Source organism: Treponema denticola ATCC 35405, from assembly GCF_000008185.1.
In the GTDB taxonomy this organism is placed as follows: Bacteria; Spirochaetota; Spirochaetia; order Treponematales; family Treponemataceae; genus Treponema_B; species Treponema_B denticola.
The window spans coordinates 1,799,183-1,823,512 of the sequence record NC_002967.9 but is presented as its reverse complement, the minus strand read 5'-3'; the positions used below and the strand labels follow the sequence as shown (position 1 = coordinate 1,823,512).

The window sequence follows — 24,330 nt, the reverse complement described above, 5'->3', positions numbered from 1 at the left end:
GACATTTGTTTTGTCACGAAAGTTGCTTGGACGGTCGCCTGCGGCTCCCTTTTTTATGCAACTTTCGCGCCAACTTTGCCGCTGCTATGCGCATCGGCAAAGCCGCAAATGCAGGTTAAGCGGTAGTTAGGGTGACACCCTATTAGGGTGCAAAGAGTAAAAATGAAAAAGAAAATTATTCAGTTAGAAACAAATTATTTGTATTATTTATCTGGTGTAAGCAGAAATCCTAGAATTGATATTACAAAAGTTAAGTCTACTTTAGAAAATTTTACAGTCGTTATTTCTCCATGGACATTTGTCGAGTTAATAACAACTCAAGATTTTACAAATGAACAGAAGAAAATTATTGTCAAATATATCATAAATAATCAAATTGGAGTTCAAACATTTATTGAAAATGGAAAGTATTATGATTTTAGTCGGCTTATAAATGATTATTGCTATTTTTTATTTTCTGAACCTAATAAGTTAAATACTTTTCTAAAAAGAGTTATGAAATTAAAGAAAGACGAAGAAGTTAAGATCTTAAATTTTTATATTATTTTTATTACATCGTTTATTTATTATCTTTTTTATAATAAATTAGAAAAATTAAATATTAATAAAAATAAGAAAAAATGTTTTACATTTTGTGTGTTTTATTTATTGGAAGCTAATAATTCTTTTATAAATAGAATAATAAAAAAAATAATAAATTCACATTATGTTGATTTTGAAGAAAATAAAACAAAAAAATCATTGACAGAGCTAATAGGAGAGTATGGATACTTAATTTCTGTTATTTATGATAAAGTTATTGAAGGTTCTATTCATAAACTTTATCCTGGATTTTTTGAACGGATTTATGCTTTTAATGATTTAACCGTAAATGATGGAGCGAGTTCCACTAGTAAACAGTTTATACGACTTTTAAATAAATTTACTTCAGCAAAAAAAAATTAATTTAAGAAAAATATTTTTAGATGAAGAAATAGAAATTGTAAAAAAAATTTTTATAGCTGAATTTGAAAAATATTTTCCTATTGGCACTCTAAATTATATACTTATTCATATCGAAAAAGTTATTAAGGAAAATAAGTCTTTAAATAAAAACGATAGTCTGGATTCGTATATGTTGAATCATTATAGCGATAGTATTTTGTTAACCGATGATGAAGGAAGTATAAAAATAATCAAAGAATTTGACGAAGAATTATATGGTTTTTTGATTAGCCTGAGAATGGATAATTGCCCCTAACACCCGCTTCAACCTGACATTGCGGACGAGCCGCAAATGCAGGTTAAGCGAATGTTAGACTTAGTTTGATAATCACCAGAAAAAGAATATTTTTTTACTTACATGATTAATTAATGTGAATATATTACGAATATCATATTTATGCTAAATTTTATTATGTGGCTATATTTATTTTGAGGTAATGATATGGAAGAAAAAAAACATAAAGAGTTAAAGTTAAGTATTGATATCAATACGGATGTAGAAAAGATATTATCAAAAAAAGACAAAGAAATTATCATAGATCAGATAATATTACATTTTGATAGTGGTAAATTGCAGGAAGTGTTAAAGCTTTCATATTATTTATTATCAAAAGATCAGACTTATTATTTTTCTTCCATGAAACGCAAAGGTTTCTTTCGTATTGGAACAAAGGAATTTAATACGAAAAAAATAAGCTATATTATTGAAAACATTCTATCGAAAACACACGAGCAATTGAAAATAGAAAATGTAAATTATTTGAGAAGTATGCTGGCTTTACATTATGTTGCGCCAGAATGTAGAAATATATTAAAATTTGCTGATAATGTAATAAAAAAATATAAAAAACGCTTTATAAAAACTTTATATGCAATATTAGAATTTGATTTACTGGAAGTAAAAATTGGCAAACCAAGTTATTCTAACCTTATAAGTGACCCTATATATGGTGTCGATCCTGTTTCCGAAGCAATTTCAACATTAGTGGACAGATATACGAAAGAATTCAATGTATCTGATGAAGATTTTGGACCGTTGGATATTAATTCACATAAAAATATTATATCTGATTGTAAAAAACTACTACAAAAAATTATAGTAGTAAACAAAATACAAAAATTTGAATATGAAGTTGAAACTTATGGTTATAATTTTGAACAAAGAAATGATAAAATATGTTATATGATTTCTAAAGAAAAAATAGAAAAAGCAAAAGTTTTAACTTATTTTGTTACACCAAGTCACCATTATAACGCAATTATAAAAGAATTGCTTTCTAGAAAAGATAATATATCTATTTATGAATTATTTGAAAAAAATATCTCTTCAACTGAATATTGGAAGATCGAAGAACTACCAACTCGACGAATAGTGATATTTTTACTCTTTAATGAAAATATAAAAATATTTGATTCTGATAATTTATTTAGAGAAGAATTTGCATTCTTATCTGAGTTGCTAACAGAATTTCATATAGACGATAATAACATAAAAGACATGAAATTAAAGAATGGTATAGGTGTTTTTGATGTAATCAAATTTAAACGAATCATAGAATTTTGTGCATATGCAATAAATTATGCATTAAATAAACATAACAATGATTGTTTTTTACAATATGAGTCAATAGTACCAGTATATAGTTATGATTTGTTTATAAATATGTTAAATAAAATTTATAAAGATACTGAAATTATCAACAAACTTATAAATGAACTTACTTGGGATAAAAAAATAAATTTGATATCCAAACGACACCTATTCTTATGGGGAGAACTTTTATTTTATTTGGTGCTAACAATTTGGAAAGCAGTAATATTCTTAGAAATTTATGCTTTAAAAATCATGAGCAAATAAAATTGGATGAAGAAATACTGGAAAATAAACTGTCAATAGTTTTTGCAAAAAAAACTTCCAGCATAATAAATCAATTAAATTTAATTTTGCTAAGACTGATGGAGATATTGATTTTATAGCAAAGTCAGATGATATTGTTTTTGTAGCAGAATGTAAGAATTCACTTTATGGTTCCAATATTTATGAAATGAAAACCAATTATGATGCTTTGGAAACCGCAACTAAACAACTATCAAAAATTGAAAAATTGTTTTCTGATGTCGATTTTAGAAAATATTTATCAGTAAAAACAAATATTAGTATAGCAGCGAATGATAAAATAGTTTTTTTTATTGTCACAGGCAGTAGATCTTTTTATGGTCTCGATGATATTAAATATAATATATTTCCAATATATGAATTGTTGAATTATATTGAGACACACGAAATTATTTTTTGTAATAGAATCTATTCATATTATGATGATAAAATTTCTTTTACTGAAAATCTCAAGAACTTCATCAATGATCGACCTAATCAAACTTGCTTAAATCGCGCATTAGTAAAAATCAATGAAAAAATAAAAATAGGAAATAAAACTATTTATAGAGAAACTTTTCAAATTGATTTTAAAAATATTATATGATGCTAGAAAAACACTATGAATTTAAAGGTAATTATAAAATATCTAATAGTATTGATTAAAATACTATTAGTTTTTTTAGCAGAAGATATTAAAACGAGTGAAGTATCTGCAAAAGCTAGTGTATTTCTTGCAAATACTAAATTAAGATTATCAAATTTATGTAATGAATTGTGCGATTGAAGAGTCATTATAAAATTTAAAAGACTTTCATAAGAGTTTTAAGAATATGTATATAGAAAGTCTAACACCCGCTTCAACCTGACATTGCGGACAAGCCGCAAATGCAGGTCAAGCGAATGTTAGGTTGACAAGCTGACCGCTTGCGGAAAGATTTGTGTGGAACCGACCTATGACCATTTATTTCGACTTAAAAATAAATTTATAAAATCATAGGAGGATTTTATGGCAAATTTTTACTGTGAATACTGTGGGATGAAGTATTCCTCTGTTTCTTCATTAACATCTGGTTCTTGTTCAAGAAGTCCAACAAGAAGGCACTCATTATACGAAGGAAACGAAAAACCAAAATATACTTGTAAATATTGTGGAATGCAATATTCAAGCATATCTTCATTAACAAGCGGTTCTTGTTCAAAAAGTCCGACAAAAAAACATCATCCTGCATTATGATATGAAGTCAGCCTAACAAGAATCTTATTATTCTTGTTAGGTTCATATGCCGTTAGCGTGGTAAAATTGAAATTAGAAAGGAAGACATTTATTTTGAATATATATGAAAATCTTGCTACACAAGCAATAACAAGTTTTTTTTATAATGAAGCATTATGGAAAAAAGAAATTGTATTTGATTTTTTGCTAAAACCATTTAATCTACAGTTGTTAGATATTGCAGAAGTAAAAGCACAAGATAATCTGAAAGGAACTGTGCCTGATTTCACTATTATCACAAAAAATTCAGAAAAATTACGATATGAAGTAAAGATTAATAATTCCGGATTAACAATTTCAGAATATGATAAAGACACACGTGATGCTTACTTAATCAGGAAAAATTATTCTTTTCGTGAAGAAATTCCTATTCCAAAAGATAAAATTCTATTTTGGGAAGATTTGTTTGAAATTATAGATAAAAAAGGAGCGACAACAGATTTTACTCGTTTTGATTTAATTCGTGAATATATGTGTGAAGACATTCATACTTTATTATTTACACCGCATGAGGTAGCTATGTTATATTCTCCCGATACAATTATTGCCGTTTATGAAATGAAAGAAAAATTATTGGAGATTTGCAGAAAATTTCTTGATGCAAATGTGACAAAATATGAATATAAAGGAAAACTCGATAGTAAATATGGTATTGGATGTTATTTTAAGAAAAAAGGAGCACCGGAGTATGACTTATTTATAGGTTTATCTCCGCATGCTGAAAAATATTATTCTATTGCTAAATATATCTCAGGAGATAATTGGGATTATTTTGAATTGGATAAAGAAATTTTAGCAAAATGTAATACAGAGGAAGAATTGCAACAAGAATTTAATAAAAATGCTGAAGATGTAATGTTGAAAATAAAATAAATACAACCTAACACCCGCTTCAACCTGACATTGCGGACGAGCCGCAAATGTAGGTTAAGCGGTAGTTAGGTTGATGCCTACGGCACATGGAAATATACGAAGGTAGAAGTCTCAAAATATACACGAGAATTTATTAGCAATTGAGAAAATAACTTAGAATGGTATTAGCAAATATTTAGAGAAATAAATTAAAATTTGAGAAAATTAGAATAGATCAATACATTGAATTAAAAGAGTTGTTTGAGACAAGTAGGAATGATGAAAATGTAATAAAAATGACTGCATGTACGAAAAACAAATTTTTATTTTATGATTTGTCTAACTTCTTGGAAAAATATTGGTAAATAATTTTAGAAGTAATAAATTTTTATTAACAAAGCGATAGGTTGAAGCTTACAAGATTATTCAAAGCCTAATTCTGACATAGATAAGAAATTTTGTTGAGCTCTATAAAAAGAAAATGGATGAATTGAGCATTAAGGATACAAGTAAATACTTATAAATCCTAATTTAAGGAGATATGTATGAAGTTTAATTCGTTAATACCTGAATTAACAGTAGCTAACATAGAGAAAACCAGAGAGTTTTATGTCGAAATATTACAATTCAAAATAGAATATGAAAGACAAGAGGATAAATTTATTTTTCTTTCATTGGAAAATAATCAAATGATGTTTGAACAAGATAATGGCAATTGGAATGTTGGTATACTGGAGCACCCATATGGGAGAGGTATTAACTTTGAGATGACTGTTTCTAATTTGGAGAGCCTCTATAGACGAATTTTAGATTTTGGAATAAAGCCGTTTCGAGAAATGACTGTCAGCCATTACAGTAATGGTTGCGAAAAAATTATTCAAAAAGAGTTTTTACTACAAGATCCAGATGGATATCTTCTACGATTTACAGATTGATGAGTCAAAGTTTATATAGAGATTTAAAATTAAGACTTATGCAAATGGTAGCAAAATTGGAAACTAAAGAAGTGTTATTTCTAGGATGTAAAATCATTCTGAATATGTTCGCCTCTCAACATTAGATAAGATAGCTAGTATTTTTGGAAAGTAGTTACAAATTTCAATGTTATACAGAGATTACCTAACGCCCACTTCAACGCTGACAAAAGGGACCATGCCCGTTTGCAGATTAGGCGAATGTTAGAACGACGCCTTACGGTACGATAAACTGCAATTTTGAAGAATAGGATGTATTTTTTATAAATTAAAGCTTAAAACTCCGATTAATAACTTAGGTTATGTGAGTAAAGTTATGTTTTATTTATAGTGGCTATTTGGCTAAGTGAGGAAATACGATGAAAAGATATTATATTTATGGTTTTAGTTTTATATTTTTTTTGTTTGTATCCATTGTTTTATGGGGTTGTATGTGTAATAGTAAAAACAGGTTAGAAAAATGTTATGTTAAAAAAGAACATACAATAAAATCAGAATATTCAGAAAATCAAAGAATTTATTCACAAGTATATTGCGAAGATGAATTCGATTTTAAAAAAGCAGGAAGTATTACCGGTTCATTTATTTTACCGTTATCTACTGACTTTGATGCTTTATGCTTTGAAGTATTAATACCTAACTTTTTTTGGGGTTCGGTAAACTATGACGATAAATGGATGGCTAATATAAAATTACCCGTAAATGTAATTTTTGAATGGAAAGATAATAACGATATCAAGCAGACAGCAAAGACAACTGTAACACAAAATGGAGATGAAACTTCCTGCGGTTCTATAGGAATTCAATATGTACCGCTGCCTCGTAATAAAAAGATAGATTATACTTTAATTTTTGAGGCGGGTTCTTTTTGTGAAGGTTATCTTTGTAAAGGCCTTGAATATGGCGAAGGGGTACAAAAAATTGATAAAACTGCTGATATAAATGAACATCCTGAAAATTATCCTTCTAAATTTTGGAAGGCTAAATTTATGATAGTTGAAATTAAACATAAAGGAGATATTATTCAATCTCAAAAACCTGCTGATGATTAATTAAAATAATGAATAAGTATTTTTCGATATTATGTTCTGGTAGTGTTCGTTGGAATAGTGGACAACATATAGATAAAAAATACATGCAGGGGCAAGCAAATATTTCAAAATCTTTACAAGTACAAATATCATGGTAAAAACAAAAATGGTCAATAGCAAGTTTTGTTGGTTTATTGTTTAGGCAACAACAAGTTAATCCAAGTTGGGGATTAACCTATACAAGAAGTTTATTTGAAAAATAGGAACTGCACTATGTATATAACATGGTGTAAAAAGCAATATCGGTTTTTAGTTTGTTGTTGTAAAACTTTGCCCAAATTTTTTAAAGTAGCATAAAGTTTAGTTTAAATTTTCACTACCGCTACAGTTTTACACACAGTACGATATGGTTAAAATTGCAATTGTCTAACACCCGCTTCAACCTGACATTGCGGACAAGCCGCAAAGCAGGTTAAGCGAATGTTAGATGGACGCCCCACTGGGGTGCATGGTGAAAAAAAAGAAAAATATTCGTCGCAAAAAAAACTAATCAAAAAAATGAATTGAACTTTAGGGCAAGGACGAAGAAGCATTTTACAATAGGTATGTTTAATGAAAAAAAGTATCATATTATTAAGTATATTTATATTTTCACTCTTGGTTTTATATGCAAAAAGGACTCAGCCTCCGGAAATTCCATCGATAATTCATAATGGATACGAGTATATTGCAAATTATTCAGATGGGATTTTTAAGGGAACCGGTCAGATGATTATTAAATCTATTAAAGACTCAAAAATAAAGAAAACAATATCAATTTATTCAATCTGGTATAATCCGTTTTTAGAAAAAGATGTTCAATGGATTTTTATTAAAGAAACAGAATTGATTGATAATGATACGATTCGTATTTATAATGAAAATGATGAAATTTTTGATTTGGAATTAATTAACTATAAGGTTAAGAAAATAAAGAAAACCACATAACACCAGCTTCAACGTTGACAACAAGGACAAGCTGCGAATGTATGTCAAACGGTAGTTAGAACGCCGCCTTTGATGAGGGGAAATATGAAAAGACTCATTGCTTCGATAGTTATCATTGCAAGCATTATTTTATTGTCGAGTTTTATTGGTTATTTAAAAAGTGGATACACACTTTTTAATGGAGTCTATAACAGTGATATTCTTGGTTCATATTCAACTTTTATCGGTTCAATACTTGGACCGTTAACTTCAATAGTCGCTTCTGTTCTATTTTTCTATTCATTAAAAGAACAACAAAAATCGATTAATTTGCAGACTAAAGAATTACTAGAGATTCAAGAGTCTAATAATATAAACAATGATAATGAAAATTTTATGCTACTTTTAAGAGAGTTAAATGAAATAAATAATTCATTAGATATTGTTATTCAATATAATCATGAAACTACGTCAGCTAAAGGTTATACAAAGTTAGATGTTATAAAACAATTAAAAATATATCAATTAAATCCAAGTTTGTCGTTAAAATGTGATAGTAATAAGGGGAATGAAAAGCCTAATCAAAAAGAATATTTATTTTGTAAAGAAAATGATACCATTGTTTATGAAGGAAATTTTTGTAGAGTCGTTAAACGACCAAAAAATGAAATCGATTATTTTCAAGAACTAGAACGTAGAATTTGGATACTGACAAATTCGTTAATTGAGGTTATTAACAATAGTAAAAATAAGGAAATACAAAAAAAAGTTTTTGTAAGTAATTTGAATTTTACATATTTAGATGTTATTTTGGGTATTTTTAATCAAAGAAATACACACCCGGACGATAAAATCATTTTTGAAATGATTGAGTTAATTGAGTAAGAGCCTTCTAATCCCCGCTTCAACCTGACATTTGTTTTGTCACAAAAGTTGCTTGGATGGTCGCCTACGGCTCCCTTTTGGTGCAACTTTCGCGCCAACTTTGACGCCGCTATGCGCGTTGGCAGCGCTGCAAATGCAGGTTAAGCGAATGTTACATGGATACCCCTCTGAGATGTACTATTATATTTTAATGGAGAATTTATGAATAGAAATATAAAGATATATATTTTTTTATTGTTCAGTTTGTTTTCTCTAAATTCAAAATTATTTGCAACAGCACAGGCTTCTGACATATTAATTTTTGAAAATGAAACGAAGGAATTGTTTACAAATCCATTGGATCAGTTGTTTTTACAAAAAGAAGAAGTAAGAAATAAATTTGATAAAATTTTTTCTAATTACAAAGCGTTGATTTCTACTGCTTGTTGGCGTGGATATATAGCAAAATTCGCGATAAAAAATGATTGTTTATATGTCATTGATATTTTTATAACAATTTCTGTATATCCTAAAGATAAATCTGAAGTATTTGATACGGAAAAAAATTCAATTTTTTCAGAACTATTTGAAACAGATATACCAGTTGTATGTGATTTTTTTTACTGGGGTTCTTACTATACCTCAAGGTAATATGATAAATTATATTCATGGTGGGTATCTTTCAGAATTTGAAGAATACATTTTAATAAAAGTAAATAATGGAAAGATAATTGAACAAGGAAAATATAATTTAGAAAATTATAAAAATAAAAAACAACAAGCATTTGAAAGATTTTATGGTTCTGCAAAGTATAATGAATCTTGGAATTCCATAAAAAATAATTTTGAGGATAACATTGAAGAAAACTATAAGAAAGAAATAATGAAAGATTGTGAATATTTATATTTATATGATTTTTATGAATTTTGAGATTAGCGTCTAACATCTGCTTTAGCGCTGATAACTGGATCAAGCTCATTTTTGGTTTAAAATAATGTATGTGTACAGTACAGGTAGGATCTGGAGAAAAAATGGAATTAGCACTAAGTAAAAAGAATATAAGATCTTTAGTTATAAAAATATTTCTTTATTTACTTTTATTTATGCTATTGTGTTGTTTATTCTTATATATTTTTTTAAATATATATATTAATAAGAAAGGTATAAAAATAAAGTATGAAAATATAAAGAATGAAACTACAGTTGAACTAACTGAAAAGCAAATAGAAATTATGAGTTATATTTACACGAATAATAAAGATCCGAAATTTAAAAAACTTCCCTTAATTATGGATTTTGTTTCTTCAAAAAATAAAATGGCATATATAATGGCAACATTTTATTTTGCAAAGATTGATGAAAGAAATAAAAAAATTACGACAATGGATCGGAGAATTATAATTTTTGGAACTATGAGAAATATTGAAAAAAATATTGACTATAAAGATTGCTATAATTATGTGATTTCAAATGCCCATTTTGGAAATGGAATAATAGGGCTTGCTGATGCATCAAAATGTTATTTTGATAAAGATTATAATTGTTTAAGTAATGAAGAATTTATAAAATTAATACTAGCTACAATAAATCCAATTAAGTATAATATAGAAATTGGAAATAAAAGACTTATAGAAGAAAAAGTTAATGAAATTTCTAAGCGTATAAATGAATAACATATACTATCGTTTTCAAAGCCGACAAATGGAGTTATGTCCAATTGCAGATTGAGCGGCTGTTATGCTCACAGCCAATTGGCCGATTCAGAAAATGTGTAAGTGATTTTGTTGCTTGGAAATAAATAGTAAACAGGTATAACTATCCGCATTTTTTATAGATGAGATTGTATACTTTTAATGGGGGGGATAATGAAAACAAAAGTAGTGTATGTAAAAAGTACTTTTCCGTCAGATATTGATTCTGTATTTAAACTATTAACCGATGTAAAAACTTTGCAATATATTGCGTCTCCGTATGCTTTATTTAAACTAATTGGGGACGACAAGGAACTCGTTTGGAGTGAAGGACGGACATTTTCGTTTTTGTTTAAAATGTTTAGCTTTATTCCTTATGGAACTCATACAATTAAGGTAATTAATTTTAATAAAGACGAAATTTATACAAACGAAAGCAATACACATGTACCTATATGGAATCATAGAATTAAATTGATTGATAACGGAAATGGAACAACGGATTATAGTGATGAAGTTGAAATTGGAGCCGGTTGGAAAACATTTATTGTTTGGCTTTGGGCTAATTGCTTTTATAAACATCGTCAAAGAAAATGGTTGAAACTTATAAAAATTCGAAAGGTAGTAAAGTAATAATGTTCTGTAATTTTTGTAAAGAGCTCAAGCTTATACACACCAATTTTTAGTTAATGCAAAGACATATAGTAACAGGTATAGCTTTGGCATTGATGATAGAGCAATTAATGAATATATAATATCCTTATAAAGAAAAATTGATTTTACCCGGTCAGTTACAGTAAACTATATACAACTTATATAGAAGCGGTTATTTCGATACTTTTATTGCTGAAATACAAATTGAATAGTAAGGTTGATGCTCAAAATTTATTGGGAAAATAAAATGCTGAAAAAAATTAATTACAAATTACTATATTGTCCTAACATTCGCTTTAACGCCGGCAGCAGGTGCAAGTCTTATTGAGATTTAAAACAATATTAGATACATAGTCTTGGAGGTTAAAATATAAAATGATATTTATAACAATATTTCTTTTATTGGCGATTTATTTTCCGTTTCTCTTTAGTGAAACCAAAAAAAGTCAGGTATATTTTAACATAATTATAATAGTATCAAATATAGCTCTAATGTTTTTATCCATATTTTCTTTTTACCTAGTTAGAAGTTTAAGTTTTATTGGAGTGCTTATATACATTAATTTATCAATTCTGATTATACTTCTAAATATTTTATTTACAATAACAAATATTATAAAAACAAAAAAAATTGGAAAATTATTTTTTTTTACTGCCAATTCTATTTTCCACTTTGTTTAGTTTCCTAATAATAAAAAATCAGATATCTGAAAAAATTGCCCTAAAAATAGAATTTACAAAATATAAAAAAGAACTTGATAGATATATCGCTGATAATACAAAAAATGAAAATATAAGAATATTTGATAATTATGTAGGAATTATATGGGATCCAGGATTTTTAGATAATTATAGTGTTATAATTTATGATAAAAATAATAATTTGGATATTTTATATAATTCATCTGGAGATATATTTGAAAATAAAGAAATATATAATGAATTTAAAAAAGCCTTTGAATATGAAAAAATTGTTGATATAATAAAAATTGAAGACAATTATTTTAGATGTAATATATATCAATAAAAGGATTGCGTATAGCTGCTTATGAGTAAAAGAATAGAAATACTAAGGTCGTTTTATGATGATATCGATGAAGACAGCAGGCTAAACAGAAGCCGTCAGGGGCAGTTGGAGTATATCACTACAATGAACTATATTCATCGGTATGCAAAAACCGGAGCGAAGATATTAGAGATTGGTGCCGGTACGGGTAGATACTCCATTGCCTTGGCAAAAGAAGGATATAATGTTACAGCTGTTGAATTAGTAGAGACCAATCTTGAAGTGCTGAAAAACAACAGCGTCGGCATTGAAAATATTATTTCTTATCAGGGAGATGCATTAAATGAAGCAATATACATCTTACCTTTTTGATATGGGTTCTACCTTATTGGAATTCCATAATTCGAAATGGAATGAAAGTGAAATACTTAAAAACGGTCATAAACGCATGACTAGTCATATCTCTGGTATCTATGGACAGTCTATTGCCGATAAAATAGACAAAGAAGTTATTTTACCTTGGTATGACTATGTTGAAAAAGAGCGTAAAATTAAAAGACTGGAATACCGTATTTGTGAAGCCTTGTTTTTAAAATTTGGAGAGTTGGGTATACATATTTCTTATAATGAAATTATTGAGATATTGAAAAAAGATTATCTTGATTTTTATAATTATGCTCATCCGAATGAAGGAGTGATTGATTGCCTTAAATTTTTAAAAGAAAAGAAGTGTAAAATCGGTGTTGTTTCAAACATTATGTACCCCAAAGAAATATATCTTGAAATTTTTAAGAGAGAGGGGCTTGATTTATTTATTGATAATTATACTTTCAGTTATGAAAATACCTATATGAAGCCTCATTCTTCTATTTTTTTACGAGCTCTTATGTCGCTAAATGCAAAAATTTCAGAAACGCTTATGGTGGGCGATAATGAAAAAGTCGATGTTATAGGTGCAAAAGCCGTAGGATTAAAAACCTGTTTATACGATAAAGATAAAAAGTATAAACAACATCAAGCCGATTTTTATATAAATAATTTTATGGAACTTATTGATAATTAAATAAAAATAGTTTTATGAATTTACCGATTTTAAAAGAACAAATTTCACAATTTCTTGATGAAGAAGGCCGTATTGTCAGATGGCCCAAGAAAACTTATGATAAAATAAATGTCTTAAAATATTTGCAAGGAAAATTCGATCCTAATAAAAAATATTCTGAAGTTGAAGTGAATGCAGTCTTAAAAACTTGGCACACATTCAATGACCATGCTCTATTAAGACGTGAACTTTTTGATAAATTTTTATTGGAGCGGACACCTGATTGTAAAGAATATTGGGTTAATACCAATAAAATTATAATTTAAAAGATATTATTATGACTGGTGAAGAAAAATTTAAAGTAAAAATCATTCACGATGCGGAAAAATATGTAGAAAGTATATTTAGAGAAGATTTTAGCGGTCATGATTTTTTTCATACAATGAGAGTGTTTCGTACGGCAACTTACATTGCGGAAAAGGAAACTGCCGATATTTTTATTGTTCAATTGGCGGCCTTATTACATGATGTAGATGACCGCAAACTTTCGCCGCACACAACTGCAAATAAAGATAGAGCTGTTTCATTCATGAAATCTAAAAAAATAAGCGATGCTCTATGTAAAACTATTGTTTCTATTATTGAAGAAGTTTCGTTTACCGGTAAAGATTCTAATAAGCCGTCTTCAATTGAAGGGATGTGCGTTCAAGATGCAGATAGATTAGATGCTTTAGGTGCGATAGGGATAGCAAGAGCATTTGCTTATGGCGGAAGCCATAATAGACCAATCTATGATCCGTCTATCCGGCCCCGTATGGGTATGGGAAAAGAGGAATATCAAAATCATGTATCGACTACAATTAACCATTTTTATGAAAAGCTATTTTATATTAAAGATTTGATGAGTACCGATACGGCAAAAAAAATTGCAGAAAAAAGAGAATCGTATATGAAAGACTTTATTTTGGAATTTTTAAATGAATGGGATTTAAAAGATATGTAAGCCTTACAATCAAATTCTGTTAATTTGATGGAGTGAATATGAAAAAAACATTTTTACTTTTGATTTTTTTTAGTTTGTGTATTATAAGTGTCTATTCTTACGAAGCAAAATTTATAAACCCGTTAAATGGAAATGTTGTTATATACAGAGGCGATGAGTATCATGGTAGTGGAAAATATTATTTTATTGAAGATAACAAAGAAATATTAATTATTGAAACTGAATGTTATTATGGACCGCAAGTGTTCTGGTATGGAAATGACATTATAGAAATATATATTCCTTTTGGATCCCCTTTTAATGGTTCATATATCTATAATTCTAAGACAAAATCAATATCGAATTTTATTGAAAATATTTTGACGGTGTTTCCTGATGATAATATTTTGGTTTGCAGTGACGGTTTTGAAAAATTTATTTTTATAGATATAGGCACTCAAAAAATTGTGCAGGTGATAAAAATAGATGAAATAACCGGATCTTACTTGTCGATTCGTGAAGCCTTTGATATAAAATTGATGCTAGAGAAAATACTGATAGGAATTTATATTGATCCTAAGTCATTGAAAGAATTTGAAACCGTGAAATATTATAGCTTTAAAAGAGAATTTTAATATAAGAGTAATTTAGTAGCTGCTATGTTAAAATTACAGTTTAAAAAACTTTATTTTCTTTTATTGATACTAACTCTTAGCTTAATACTGATTATAATATTTACAAGTATTTACTTAAATAATAATAACAAGGCAGAATCTTATTTTATAGATAGAATACAGGATTTTGAAGTTTATTTTGTAAATAATAATTATATCTTTGTGAGTTTTTCAGGAAATGGATCCTTTCTTTATGGAGGCATAATACATAAAGATAAATTTAAAAATGAAGAAGATTTATATTTTAAAAATATTAAAAACCGTTTAAATAGTGAAGATAGTTATAAATTTAAGTTAAATAATTATCCTGATAATGCTGTGATATATATTGGGAATTATGATTCAGATAAAAATATAGAAGTATTCTTTTATGAATTTATGGGTATAAGTATTGAGCTTCCTATAGAAATTACGCCTTTAGGTAAAGTGCAAAAACAAGGTGTATTTAATAATGTTTTCCTTATTTTTTCAATAATAATGAATATGTTTTTTAGCTATATTTTTGTGTTTATTTGTTGTATTTTAGTATTAGCTGTTTTGATGACTCATATGGGTATAAAATTTTTATGAGTTATCAAAAAATAATATTTACCCATAAGAGTTTCAGTACTAATAACGGAGTTGAAATAAATTGATATTTTTAATTATTTTTTTAAGTGTTGTTTTTTTTCTTTCTCTGTTTTTAATGATTAGGGGTGTCAAAAAATATATGATTTCACTTGATACCTGTTTTTTAAATATGGGATTAATAACAACGATTATATTCATTGAGATATTGGTAGGCATAAATTCATATTATTTAGATTTTGTTTTTATACCTATTATTGTTTGGGTTTTAGGTGCGTTTTTTTTGATTTATCTTGTAGTGTGTGAGCATAAAACCTATTCAAATGTACAAGAAATTATTGTTCATCTTAGTTCGACAGGAAGGCACGAAGGTCTTTGTGATGCTTTGTTGGAAGGCTTTATCAAATTTGGTGCGGGTATGCCTCCACGAGGTTTTTACGGCTCCGATATATATTTATATCAACAAAGTTTTTTGGAATTTTCCAATTTAGATTTAACGGGAGAATCACAAGACTTAATCAAATTACAAAAAATTGTTCGGAAAGCACGCATTATGCCAAGAATATTGATTTCTCTTTTTATAGCCTTTGCCCTGCAAATAGTTCCGGTAATAGTCGGGGTCGCAATGAAGAATAGTTAATAAAGTTTATAATGATTTGTACGACATTTTATGCGACAGCCCATCAAAAAGAGAAAAGAAAGTGAAGTCTCCAAGGGGATTGAAAACCTGTAAGTCTATATTGGATATAGACTTATAAAAATGGGCAATACTGGAATCGAACCAGTGACCCCAAGCGTGTCATGCTTGTACTCTAACCAACTGAGCTAATTGCCCTTAAATTCTTTAAAGATAGTCAGATAATATCGTATTTTTGACTTTACGTCAAGCCCTTTTTTTGTTATATTATGTGTATTGCGGATTTTATTCTGTAAATTCATAAATTTTAGGAGTATGACTAATGAGCAAAGAAATAAGCTTTTTTTTATGTAAAGAGAAAAAAGGAACTATTATCGGAATTGACTGCTGTCCTGATGCTGAAGTTTCATGCTGCGGGGAAAAACTTTCAGCCGTTAAAATCGGAAGTGTTGATGCTGCAAAAGAAAAGCACGTGCCTGTAGTTGAAGTAAACGGAAACACCGTGAAGGTCAAAGTAGGCTCCGTTGCCCATCCTATGACCGAAGAGCATCATATAGCTTGGGTGTGCCTCAAGACGGAAAAAGGCCTTCAATTTAAGGAGTTAGCCGTTACAGGTGCTCCAGAAGTTGAATTCTCCTTAACTTCAGATGACAAGGTTATTGAAGCTTACGAATTCTGTAATCTTCACGGCGTTTGGTCAGGCAAATAAGGTTTAAGTTTTTGTCGGCCTTCTAAAAGTAAAGGTTTATTTTTAGGAGGCCTTATTTGTGTTTGAGTGTGTAAGTTTAATTTTTAGGGGTTAATTTTGATTAAAAGAGTATTGGTTACAGGAGGAGCCGGATTTATAGGCTCCCACATCGTTGCAGATTTATGCGAAAAAGGCTATGAGCCTATTATTTTGGATAATTTTTCTAATTCTTCACCTAAAATAATTCCCGTATTGGAAAAAATATGCTCTAAAAAATTGGAGCTTGTACAAATAGATATAAAGGACAAGGAAAAGCTTTTTAACTTTTTTAAAAGTACCTCTATTGATGCAGTAATTCACCTTGCCGCATATAAGGCCGTAGGGGAGTCCGTAGAAAAGCCCTTAAAATACTATGAAAACAATATTTCCGGGCTTGTCAATCTTTTGCTTGCCATGCAGGAGCACAAGGTAAAAAATTTTATATTCAGTTCTTCGGCTACAGTCTACGGCGACGCAAAAGTTGTGCCAATACCTGAAAATTCTCCTATTTCTGCTGCAAATCCTTACGGAAGAACAAAGCTTATGTCCGAAGAAATTTTAAAGGATACGGCCTTTTCGGATAAGGATTTGAGTATTATTGCTTTGCGTTATTTTAATCCCATAGGAGCCCATAAAAGTGCCGATATAGGGGAACTTCCTTCCGGTATTCCCAATAACCTTTTCCCATATATCGCTCAAGTAGCTTTGGGCAAACTGCCTCATTTAAACGTTTTCGGAAACGACTATGACACCCCTGACGGTACCTGTATCCGCGACTATATCCATATTTTGGATCTTGCGTCGGGACATACTGTCGCCATAGAAAAAATCGCCTCAGGTTTTAAGGGCTTTGATGTCTATAACCTCGGAACAGGAATCGGTTATTCGGTTTTAGACATAGTAAACGCCTTTAAAAAAGCCTCCGGTATCGATCTTCCCGTTAAACCGGCTGCCCGCCGTGCAGGAGATGTTCCGCGTTCCTGTGCAAACCCCGACAAGGCCAACAAAGAGCTTAACTGGAAGGCAAAATACAACCTTGAAGAAATGTGCAAAGACGGCTGGGCTTGGTATAAAAAACACCCCGAAGGCTTTGTGTAAAATCACAGACATAATTATGGTAAGTTGTAAAATAAATTGCCCTAAAAATAAATAAAAAAGGTTCATCTGAACCAAAAAACCATTATAATGAAATTAGGAAAAACAAAGATAATGGGGAACAGATGAACCAGAAGAATGATACCATAAAAAGTAAAAAATGGAAACACCTTAGCGAAAAAGAAAGATATGCGATAGAAGCATTATTCAAAAGCGACTATAATGCAAGGCAAATTGCACAGTCTTTAAATAGGGATAGAAGAACGATACAGAGGGAGATAAAAAGGGGAATGGTAATAAAAGTAACAGAAAATCCATATGTAAGCCGTAATCCAAAAGTTCCTGACTATCTTGAAAAGACAGTTTACTCGGCACGAAAAGGACAACAAAGAGCCGATAAAATGAAATTACTAAAAGGCCGTGGTTTAAAAATAGGTAAGGATAAAAAACTTTTACATTATTTGGAAACATGTATAGCGGATAATAAATTTTCTCCTGATGCCGCTATAGGACAAATAAAAGAACTAGGCTTACAGTTTCCGGTTATGATATGCACCAAAACTGTATACAATATGATAGACAGAGGGGATTTTTCTAGGCTTACAAACAAAGATTTACCTGTAAAACGCAATAAAACTAAACGAAAATATAAAAAAATAAGCAAAATTGCTAAAAACAACATAAAAGGACGCAGTATTGAACAAAGAAGTGAACAGATAAATAAAAGACAGGAAAAAGGACATTGGGAAATGGATTTGGTGATAGGTAAAGGAAGATGCTGCTTACAAGTTATGACTGAAAGAGTTACTAGAAAAGAATTAATATTTAAAATCCCCGATAAAAAACAGGAAAGTATTAAAAAAAATATAGATATGCTTGAGATGAAATATAAAGATGAGTTTAAAGAAATATTTAAAAGCATAACCATGGATAACGGGACTGAATTTTTAGACCAAGAAGGCCTTGAAACCTCTTGTTTAAAAGAAGGAGAAAAAAGGACAACTTGTTATTATGCACATCCTTATAGTTCTTGGGAAAGAGGAAGCAATGAGAATGCTAATAAATTAATTAGACGCTTTATACCAAAAGGAGCAGATATAAGTAAATATAGTGACATACAAATAAAACAAGTAGAGAATTGGATAAATAATTATCCTAGACGGATGTTTGGCTATAAAACGGCCAATCAAATGTATACATGAATTTCATAAAAATGGTATTTTTTGGGCAATACCTCTTACAATTTATACACAGACATAATTATTTATCAGGCCTATTGACATTTTATGCGGTTTTTTGCTATACTTCCTCCCTAGTGTTTAAATTTGTTCGGTATAAACCCGTTAATATGCCGGCAAAAGTTTTTTTATGAGGTATTAAGATGTACGCACTTATTGAGTATAAAGGCAAACAGTATAAGGCTGAAAAAGGAGCAAAGCTCGTAGTTGATAAGCTTTCTGCAGAAAGCGGAAGCAAAATCGACATCGACACCGTTCTTTTGATCAGCGATGGAGATAAGGTTACTGTAGGAACTCCCTACGTAAGCGGAGCTAAGGTTTCTGCAACCGTAGGCGATTCTTTCCGAGAAAGAAAGATTATTGTTTACAAGCATAAGGCTAAAAAGAACTACCACAGAACCCAAGGACATAGACAGGCTCATACCTGTATTACTGTTGACAATATTGTCGGATAAGACAAGTGGTAAAAATTCGGCTTCTTTCAAATGCTGAAAACTGTTTTTCGGCCTTTGAGTCGTCAGGCCATGCAGGAGGCAACTACGCCGGCAGCGACCACGCTGATTTTGGCGATAATGACGGCAAGCCGGAAAAAGGCGGCAATATAGTTTGTGCCGCCGTTACCATTTTGCTTAAAACGGCCGTTTTAAGCTTAAGCTCGGCTCAAAAAGAGAGTTCAAGCTTAAAGGCCGAAATACGGGCTGATAATCCGGGCTATCTTTCGGCAAAGATAACAGCTTTTTCAGGAGATGATAAGCCCAGATTGCAGTATTTACTGGAATTTTTAACAATAGGTTTAATGGCTATTGAAGCCGAATATCCCGATTGTTTGGATTTACAGATAGAGTAAGATTTTGATAATTTTTTTGGAGGATTATTATGGCACGTAAAAAGGGCGGCAGCGGTGCAAAAAACGGAAGAGATTCCAATCCTAAATATTTGGGTGTTAAAGTTTACGGCGGAACAGAAGTATCGGCCGGTTCAATTTTGGTTCGCCAGAGAGGTACTTCAATCCATCCGGGTAACAATGTAGGCTGCGGAAAAGACTATACATTATTTGCAAAAGCTGACGGTGTAGTTACCTACCATGAAAGAAAGGGTAGAAAACTCGCATCTATCGAAGCAAAATAATTTTGCCTTCGAGCTTAAAATGTATAAATCTGAAAGCCGGTTTTTGCCGGCTTTTTTTGTAGGAAAAAAGATTAATTATGGTAAAATTTGCAGATGAATCTAAAATAAGAGTTTCCTCAGGAAAGGGCGGCAACGGATGCATTGCCTTTAGGCGGGAAAAGTATGTTCCCATGGGAGGCCCCTCAGGAGGGGACGGCGGCCGAGGCGGAGACCTTATCTTTGAAATACGTCGCAACATGAGAACTCTGGTTCATTTGAGACATAAAAGAGTGTACAAGGCAAAAAACGGCGGGGGAGGGGAAGGCTCTCAACGTTTCGGTAAAAAAGGCGATGACTGCATAATACCTCTTCCTCCCGGCTGTGTTATAAAAGACCCGGAAACGGGAAAAACTATTTTGGATTTTGGAGATGCTGAAGAAGGCCGCTTTGTTTTTCTCAAAGGTGGAAACGGCGGTTGGGGAAATTGTCATTTTAAGACCTCCACAAATCAGGCTCCTAAAACCGCCCTTCCCGGACAAGAAGGGGAGACAAGAGAAATAATCGTCGAGCTTAACATAATAGCCGATATAGGTTTGGTTGGTTTTCCCAACGCAGGAAAATCTTCACTTCTCGACTATTTTACAAATGCAAGGCCTAAAATCGCTCCATATCCCTTTACCACCAAAATTCCGAACCTCGGAGTTTTGCGTGTAGACGAAGAAAGAGATGTCATCATTGCCGACATACCGGGAATCCTTGAGGGGGCTTCCGAGGGTATAGGACTAGGCATCAGATTTTTAAAGCACATAGCCCGTTCTGCAGGTCTCGCCTTTTTAATAGACCTTTCAGACGATAACTATTTAAGGGCATACGATATTCTTTGTAAAGAATTGGAAAGCTATTCAAAAGAATTGGCTCAAAAGAAAAGAATTATAATTGCCACAAAATTGGATTTACCCGATACAAAAGAAAGATTTACTGAGCTTAAAAATGCAATCCCCGATCAGGAAATTTTAGGTATTTCGCTTTACAATGAATGGGGCTTGGAAGAGGTAAAAAAAGCCTTTATCCGCTTGGCCGATGAAATGCAAAAAACAAAACCTCAAAAAGAAAGTCTTGACCCATACGGCCAAAATAAAAATTTTATGACGGCAGAGCTCGATGATGTTTCTTACGAAGAAAAAAACGATGATGAACACTTTGGAGCAACGGTCAGCCTAAGCCGTAAAAGGAAACCTAAAAAATGAGATTGGCAATCTTAGGCGGTTCTTTTAATCCCATACATCTGGGACATTTAAATTTAGCTTTTCACTCTTATAAAGAATTAGCCTATGATAAGATTGCTATTGTTCCGGCCTATATTTCTCCTTTTAAACTTTTTTGTAAGTATACGGAAGTTGAAGATAGACTTAAGATGATAGACCTTGCTATTGCGGATAAGCCCTACATGTACTGCGAACTCTACGAGATTGAAAAGCAGGGCGTTTCTTATACGATAGATACGATAAATTATCTTTATCAAAAATTTCCCGATATCGAAGGAAAAATAGGCCTAATTATCGGGGACGATTTAAAAGAGAATTTTTTCCGCTGGAAGGATGCGGAAGAAATTATAAAGAAGACCGACATAATTATCGGGAAAAGAACAGGCCTTAAAGGCTCTTTTGATCCCTTAAATACCGAACCGGCAAGGGCTTCCGTCAAGGAGCTTAAAAACGAAATCTTAAATATTTCGTCAACCCAAATCAGAGATGCGGTTTTAAAAAATAAAGATTTTTCCTCCCTTGTGCCCAAGGGAGTTTACGATTATATTATAGAGCACGGGCTTTATAAAGAAAAAGGCGTTTTAGCTTTAGGTGTTTCGGCTTTAATGGATACCTCCGATATTGAATTAAAAACACGAGAAATAGATCGTTTTGCAAAAAGCGTTTTAACCGAATCCCGCTATGCTCATTCCGTGCGTGTTGCAGAATATGCACGGCATCTTGCAAAAGAGTATAAAAAGGAAGGCGTATCACCGGCTCTTGCATATTTTACAGGCCTTGCTCATGATATCTGTAAAAAATGTTCCGATGAAGAGCTGGTTAAACTTGTAGAAGCTGACGGGCTTGGAATAGACAATGTCGAAAAGAACCGCTTAAATCTTTTGCACGGAAGGGCTTCTGCCATAGTTTTACAAAAAAAATTCGGCATCAATGATGAGTCCGTTTTAAAAGCTGTTGCTTTTCACACCTTCGGCTATGAAGGAATCGATGCCTTGGGAAAAATTATTTACATAGCCGATAAGATAGAACCGGGCCGTCCCGATACCGAAAACTTTAGGAATATGGTAAAATCTTCTTCTCTTAATGAGTTGATGCTTGCAGTTTTGGATTGGAACCTTGCCTATATCAAAAAAAAGGGAGCAAGTATTCATCCCGAAACAAAAAAAATGTATGAACAAATACAAAAGGAGCTTAAAAAATGAAAATAAAACTCATGGATACCGGAAAAAATATTCTATTCCTCTTAGTAATTCTTATCGTTTTAATTACCTCCTTTGTTTTGGTTCTTATAAAAATGCAAAGAGATACCGTTCAAGATTATCTTTCCTCCGATAAGATTTTAAAAGTTCTTTTGGTGGTTGAAGACAAGGGTGTTCCGATTTCGATAAGTATACTGGCCTATTATCCTGAAACGAAAAGGGCCGCTATGTTCGATGTACCGGCAAATATAGGCTTAATTATTCAATCCTTAAACCGCACGGATGCAATAGGAGCCGTTTACACCGAAAAGGGTATATCTAGCTTTAAGGCCGAAATAGAAAAACTTGCAGGTATTTCCGTGCCCTTTTATCTTACATGTAATCTTGAGAACTTTTCTATGCTGACCGACATGCTCGGAGGTCTTTCCGTATTTATTCCTTCTCCGGTAGATATAGAGAACGATAATACGCATGTTCTTTTGCCGTCCGGTTCCGTTTCTCTTGATGGAGATAAAATAAGGGATTTCCTTGTTTATGAGGATGACTTGGATGCTGAAGGAGAGTCCGCTGCAAGAAAACAAAAAGCTGTTCTGGCTCTTTTTAGGGCTATAAACGATAATTCTCCTGAGATTTTTTCTAAGGAAAGGTTTTCGGTTTTAAGCGGTAATTTTAAATCGAATGTTGCCGGTTCCGATTTAAAAAATTTGCTTGAATCCATAAGCAAGATGGATTCCGAACGTTTGGTTCCGCAGAGGCTTACAGGAGCTGTCCGAATTATCGAAGACAAGCGCCTTTTAACTCCGTTTAGGGAGGGGCAGCAGATAAAAGAAATTATCCGCCAGACAATTGCAGTATTGGCTTCCGATGATTCTTCCGCCCTTGAGCGGGTCTATGCCTTGGAAATTTTAAACGGAACGAATGTGCAAGGCCTTGCAAAAAGTACCTCCGAGCTTTATCAAAGCTTTGCCTATGATGTTGTCAGTATAGGCAACTCCGAGAATCCTGTGGCTGAAACGGTTTTGATAGATAGAATCGGAAACCCTTCAGTAGCTAAAATTGTTGCAAAGGTTATAAGATGTAAAAATATTCAGACTACGCAGCTTCCGGCCGAAGGGGAATACGGAAGTGAAACCAATGTTGACTTTACCCTGATTTTGGGTTCGGACTTTAACGGCTTTTTTGTTGTCGAGAAAAAAGAGGACAAAAAAGATAGCGATGAAAATGATAAGGATAAAAACTAATGATAGAAAATTTTGACTTTTATACTCCGGCCTTGGAGCTTGGAAAATTATTGCGCGATTTTAAGGGCGAAAATGTTGTTGTCTTGGACTTACGGGATAAAAACATTTGGACGGATTTTTTTGTAGTTTGTACCGTAACAAGCGCTGCTCATTCAGCCGGCTTGGAAAAAAGAGTGTACGAATTTTTACCTGAACACAATTTGGAAGAATATCATACCAAACGTAAATCACCTGACGGCGATGAGTGGAGACTTATAGATTTGGGAGGTATTGTTGTGCATCTTATGAGCGAAACGGCACGTAATTTTTACAGCCTTGAAAAAATTTGGTTTGATTCAAAAAATATTCTTGAAGACTAATCTTTCCGATAAGAAGATGTAA

General features: G+C 31.3%; 32 protein-coding genes and 1 tRNA gene. 32 read left to right on the top strand and 1 reads right to left on the bottom strand.

Translation table 11 applies throughout. The annotated features are described in order from the left end of the window. Nucleotides 1–162 precede the first annotated feature (162 nt). The 22 genes from TDE_RS08525 (at nucleotide 163) to TDE_RS08420 (ending at nucleotide 16,080) form a co-directional block, all read left to right on the top strand. Nucleotides 163–945, top strand: a complete 783-nt coding sequence (locus TDE_RS08525; RefSeq protein WP_010957038.1) for a hypothetical protein — start codon at nucleotides 163–165, stop codon at nucleotides 943–945. A gap of 169 nt (nucleotides 946–1,114) precedes the next feature. After that, nucleotides 1,115–1,240: a hypothetical protein gene (locus tag TDE_RS13375; protein ID WP_010957037.1), complete on the top strand. Its 126-nt coding sequence runs from the start codon at nucleotides 1,115–1,117 to the stop codon at nucleotides 1,238–1,240. A gap of 186 nt (nucleotides 1,241–1,426) precedes the next feature. Next, a complete protein-coding gene (locus tag TDE_RS08520) occupies nucleotides 1,427–2,842 on the top strand; it encodes a hypothetical protein (protein ID WP_002679540.1) in 1,416 nt (471 codons plus the stop codon). 187 nt (nucleotides 2,843–3,029) lie between these two features. After that, nucleotides 3,030–3,467, top strand: coding sequence for a hypothetical protein (locus tag TDE_RS08515; RefSeq protein WP_002679539.1), 438 nt, complete (start codon nucleotides 3,030–3,032; stop codon nucleotides 3,465–3,467). A 402-nt stretch (nucleotides 3,468–3,869) separates the two neighbouring features. After that, entirely contained in the window at nucleotides 3,870–4,097 is a 228-nt protein-coding gene (locus TDE_RS08510; protein ID WP_002679532.1) for a hypothetical protein, read from the top strand. A 93-nt stretch (nucleotides 4,098–4,190) separates the two neighbouring features. Further along, on the top strand, nucleotides 4,191–5,009 hold the full coding sequence (locus tag TDE_RS08505) for a hypothetical protein (RefSeq protein ID WP_002679531.1): 819 nt from the start codon (nucleotides 4,191–4,193) through the stop codon (nucleotides 5,007–5,009). 524 nt (nucleotides 5,010–5,533) lie between these two features. Next, a complete protein-coding gene (locus tag TDE_RS08500; protein WP_002675091.1) occupies nucleotides 5,534–5,923 on the top strand; it encodes a bleomycin resistance protein in 390 nt (129 codons plus the stop codon). Nucleotides 5,924–6,321: 398 nt separating this feature from the next. Beyond that, on the top strand, nucleotides 6,322–7,014 hold the full coding sequence (locus tag TDE_RS08490; protein WP_002679524.1) for a hypothetical protein: 693 nt from the start codon (nucleotides 6,322–6,324) through the stop codon (nucleotides 7,012–7,014). A 591-nt stretch (nucleotides 7,015–7,605) separates the two neighbouring features. Continuing rightward, a complete protein-coding gene (locus tag TDE_RS08485; protein ID WP_002679522.1) occupies nucleotides 7,606–7,980 on the top strand; it encodes a hypothetical protein in 375 nt (124 codons plus the stop codon). 84 nt (nucleotides 7,981–8,064) lie between these two features. Next, nucleotides 8,065–8,844: a hypothetical protein gene (locus TDE_RS08480; RefSeq protein ID WP_002679520.1), complete on the top strand. Its 780-nt coding sequence runs from the start codon at nucleotides 8,065–8,067 to the stop codon at nucleotides 8,842–8,844. A gap of 201 nt (nucleotides 8,845–9,045) precedes the next feature. Beyond that, entirely contained in the window at nucleotides 9,046–9,474 is a 429-nt protein-coding gene (locus TDE_RS08475; RefSeq protein WP_002669507.1) for a hypothetical protein, read from the top strand. Nucleotide 9,475: 1 nt separating this feature from the next. Then, nucleotides 9,476–9,754 carry a hypothetical protein gene (locus TDE_RS08470; RefSeq protein ID WP_002669505.1) on the top strand — a complete coding sequence of 93 codons (279 nt, stop codon included), beginning with the start codon at nucleotides 9,476–9,478 and terminating at the stop codon, nucleotides 9,752–9,754. A 101-nt stretch (nucleotides 9,755–9,855) separates the two neighbouring features. Continuing rightward, on the top strand, nucleotides 9,856–10,497 hold the full coding sequence (locus tag TDE_RS08465) for a transglycosylase domain-containing protein (protein ID WP_002679519.1): 642 nt from the start codon (nucleotides 9,856–9,858) through the stop codon (nucleotides 10,495–10,497). Between the two features lie 192 nt (nucleotides 10,498–10,689). Then, complete coding sequence (locus tag TDE_RS08460; protein WP_002679517.1) at nucleotides 10,690–11,148, top strand: hypothetical protein; 459 nt, start codon at nucleotides 10,690–10,692, stop codon at nucleotides 11,146–11,148. Nucleotides 11,149–11,800: 652 nt separating this feature from the next. After that, nucleotides 11,801–12,196: a hypothetical protein gene (locus TDE_RS13455; RefSeq protein ID WP_002679508.1), complete on the top strand. Its 396-nt coding sequence runs from the start codon at nucleotides 11,801–11,803 to the stop codon at nucleotides 12,194–12,196. A gap of 21 nt (nucleotides 12,197–12,217) precedes the next feature. Then, nucleotides 12,218–12,547 (top strand): class I SAM-dependent methyltransferase, encoded by a 330-nt coding sequence (locus TDE_RS08450; protein WP_002679507.1) that lies wholly within the window; start codon nucleotides 12,218–12,220, stop codon nucleotides 12,545–12,547. Beyond that, nucleotides 12,519–13,238: an HAD family hydrolase gene (locus tag TDE_RS08445; RefSeq protein ID WP_002679505.1), complete on the top strand. Its 720-nt coding sequence runs from the start codon at nucleotides 12,519–12,521 to the stop codon at nucleotides 13,236–13,238. The genes TDE_RS08450 and TDE_RS08445 overlap by 29 nt, the downstream gene beginning before the upstream one ends. A gap of 14 nt (nucleotides 13,239–13,252) precedes the next feature. Next, the gene (locus tag TDE_RS08440; protein WP_002679502.1) at nucleotides 13,253–13,543 is read left to right on the top strand and encodes a DUF2087 domain-containing protein; all 291 of its coding nucleotides are present in this window, start codon (nucleotides 13,253–13,255) and stop codon (nucleotides 13,541–13,543) included. A gap of 11 nt (nucleotides 13,544–13,554) precedes the next feature. Continuing rightward, on the top strand, nucleotides 13,555–14,220 hold the full coding sequence (locus TDE_RS08435; RefSeq protein ID WP_002679500.1) for an HD domain-containing protein: 666 nt from the start codon (nucleotides 13,555–13,557) through the stop codon (nucleotides 14,218–14,220). A 38-nt stretch (nucleotides 14,221–14,258) separates the two neighbouring features. Next, a complete protein-coding gene (locus TDE_RS08430; protein WP_002679498.1) occupies nucleotides 14,259–14,834 on the top strand; it encodes a hypothetical protein in 576 nt (191 codons plus the stop codon). 24 nt (nucleotides 14,835–14,858) lie between these two features. Continuing rightward, entirely contained in the window at nucleotides 14,859–15,443 is a 585-nt protein-coding gene (locus tag TDE_RS08425; protein WP_002679496.1) for a hypothetical protein, read from the top strand. A gap of 115 nt (nucleotides 15,444–15,558) precedes the next feature. Beyond that, a complete protein-coding gene (locus TDE_RS08420; protein WP_044971580.1) occupies nucleotides 15,559–16,080 on the top strand; it encodes a hypothetical protein in 522 nt (173 codons plus the stop codon). Nucleotides 16,081–16,201: 121 nt separating this feature from the next. Here TDE_RS08420 and TDE_RS08415 read toward each other — a convergent pair. Continuing rightward, nucleotides 16,202–16,275 (bottom strand) — tRNA-Val (locus TDE_RS08415). A 124-nt stretch (nucleotides 16,276–16,399) separates the two neighbouring features. Here TDE_RS08415 and TDE_RS08410 point away from each other — a divergent pair. The 10 genes from TDE_RS08410 (at nucleotide 16,400) to rsfS (ending at nucleotide 24,308) form a co-directional block, all read left to right on the top strand. Beyond that, nucleotides 16,400–16,786, top strand: a complete 387-nt coding sequence (locus tag TDE_RS08410) for a desulfoferrodoxin family protein (protein WP_002679492.1) — start codon at nucleotides 16,400–16,402, stop codon at nucleotides 16,784–16,786. 96 nt (nucleotides 16,787–16,882) lie between these two features. Next, a complete protein-coding gene (gene galE / locus TDE_RS08405) occupies nucleotides 16,883–17,902 on the top strand; it encodes a UDP-glucose 4-epimerase GalE (RefSeq protein WP_002679490.1) in 1,020 nt (339 codons plus the stop codon). Between the two features lie 122 nt (nucleotides 17,903–18,024). After that, nucleotides 18,025–19,101 carry an IS30-like element ISTde2 family transposase gene (locus TDE_RS08400; RefSeq protein ID WP_010956682.1) on the top strand — a complete coding sequence of 359 codons (1,077 nt, stop codon included), beginning with the start codon at nucleotides 18,025–18,027 and terminating at the stop codon, nucleotides 19,099–19,101. A 179-nt stretch (nucleotides 19,102–19,280) separates the two neighbouring features. Then, on the top strand, nucleotides 19,281–19,592 hold the full coding sequence (gene rplU, locus TDE_RS08395; RefSeq protein ID WP_002669481.1) for a 50S ribosomal protein L21: 312 nt from the start codon (nucleotides 19,281–19,283) through the stop codon (nucleotides 19,590–19,592). Nucleotides 19,593–19,597: 5 nt separating this feature from the next. After that, nucleotides 19,598–19,984 carry a ribosomal-processing cysteine protease Prp gene (locus TDE_RS08390; RefSeq protein WP_002679471.1) on the top strand — a complete coding sequence of 129 codons (387 nt, stop codon included), beginning with the start codon at nucleotides 19,598–19,600 and terminating at the stop codon, nucleotides 19,982–19,984. Nucleotides 19,985–20,013: 29 nt separating this feature from the next. Further along, a complete protein-coding gene (gene rpmA, locus TDE_RS08385; protein ID WP_002669471.1) occupies nucleotides 20,014–20,265 on the top strand; it encodes a 50S ribosomal protein L27 in 252 nt (83 codons plus the stop codon). Nucleotides 20,266–20,342: 77 nt separating this feature from the next. Next, entirely contained in the window at nucleotides 20,343–21,491 is a 1,149-nt protein-coding gene (gene obgE, locus TDE_RS08380; RefSeq protein WP_002679468.1) for a GTPase ObgE, read from the top strand. Further along, a complete protein-coding gene (locus TDE_RS08375; RefSeq protein WP_002679466.1) occupies nucleotides 21,488–22,711 on the top strand; it encodes a nicotinate-nucleotide adenylyltransferase in 1,224 nt (407 codons plus the stop codon). The genes obgE and TDE_RS08375 overlap by 4 nt, the downstream gene beginning before the upstream one ends. Beyond that, nucleotides 22,708–23,949: an LCP family protein gene (locus TDE_RS08370; RefSeq protein WP_002669467.1), complete on the top strand. Its 1,242-nt coding sequence runs from the start codon at nucleotides 22,708–22,710 to the stop codon at nucleotides 23,947–23,949. Before TDE_RS08375 ends, TDE_RS08370 begins: the two co-directional genes overlap by 4 nt. After that, nucleotides 23,949–24,308, top strand: coding sequence for a ribosome silencing factor (rsfS, locus tag TDE_RS08365; protein WP_002679464.1), 360 nt, complete (start codon nucleotides 23,949–23,951; stop codon nucleotides 24,306–24,308). Before TDE_RS08370 ends, rsfS begins: the two co-directional genes overlap by 1 nt. Nucleotides 24,309–24,330 lie beyond the last annotated feature (22 nt).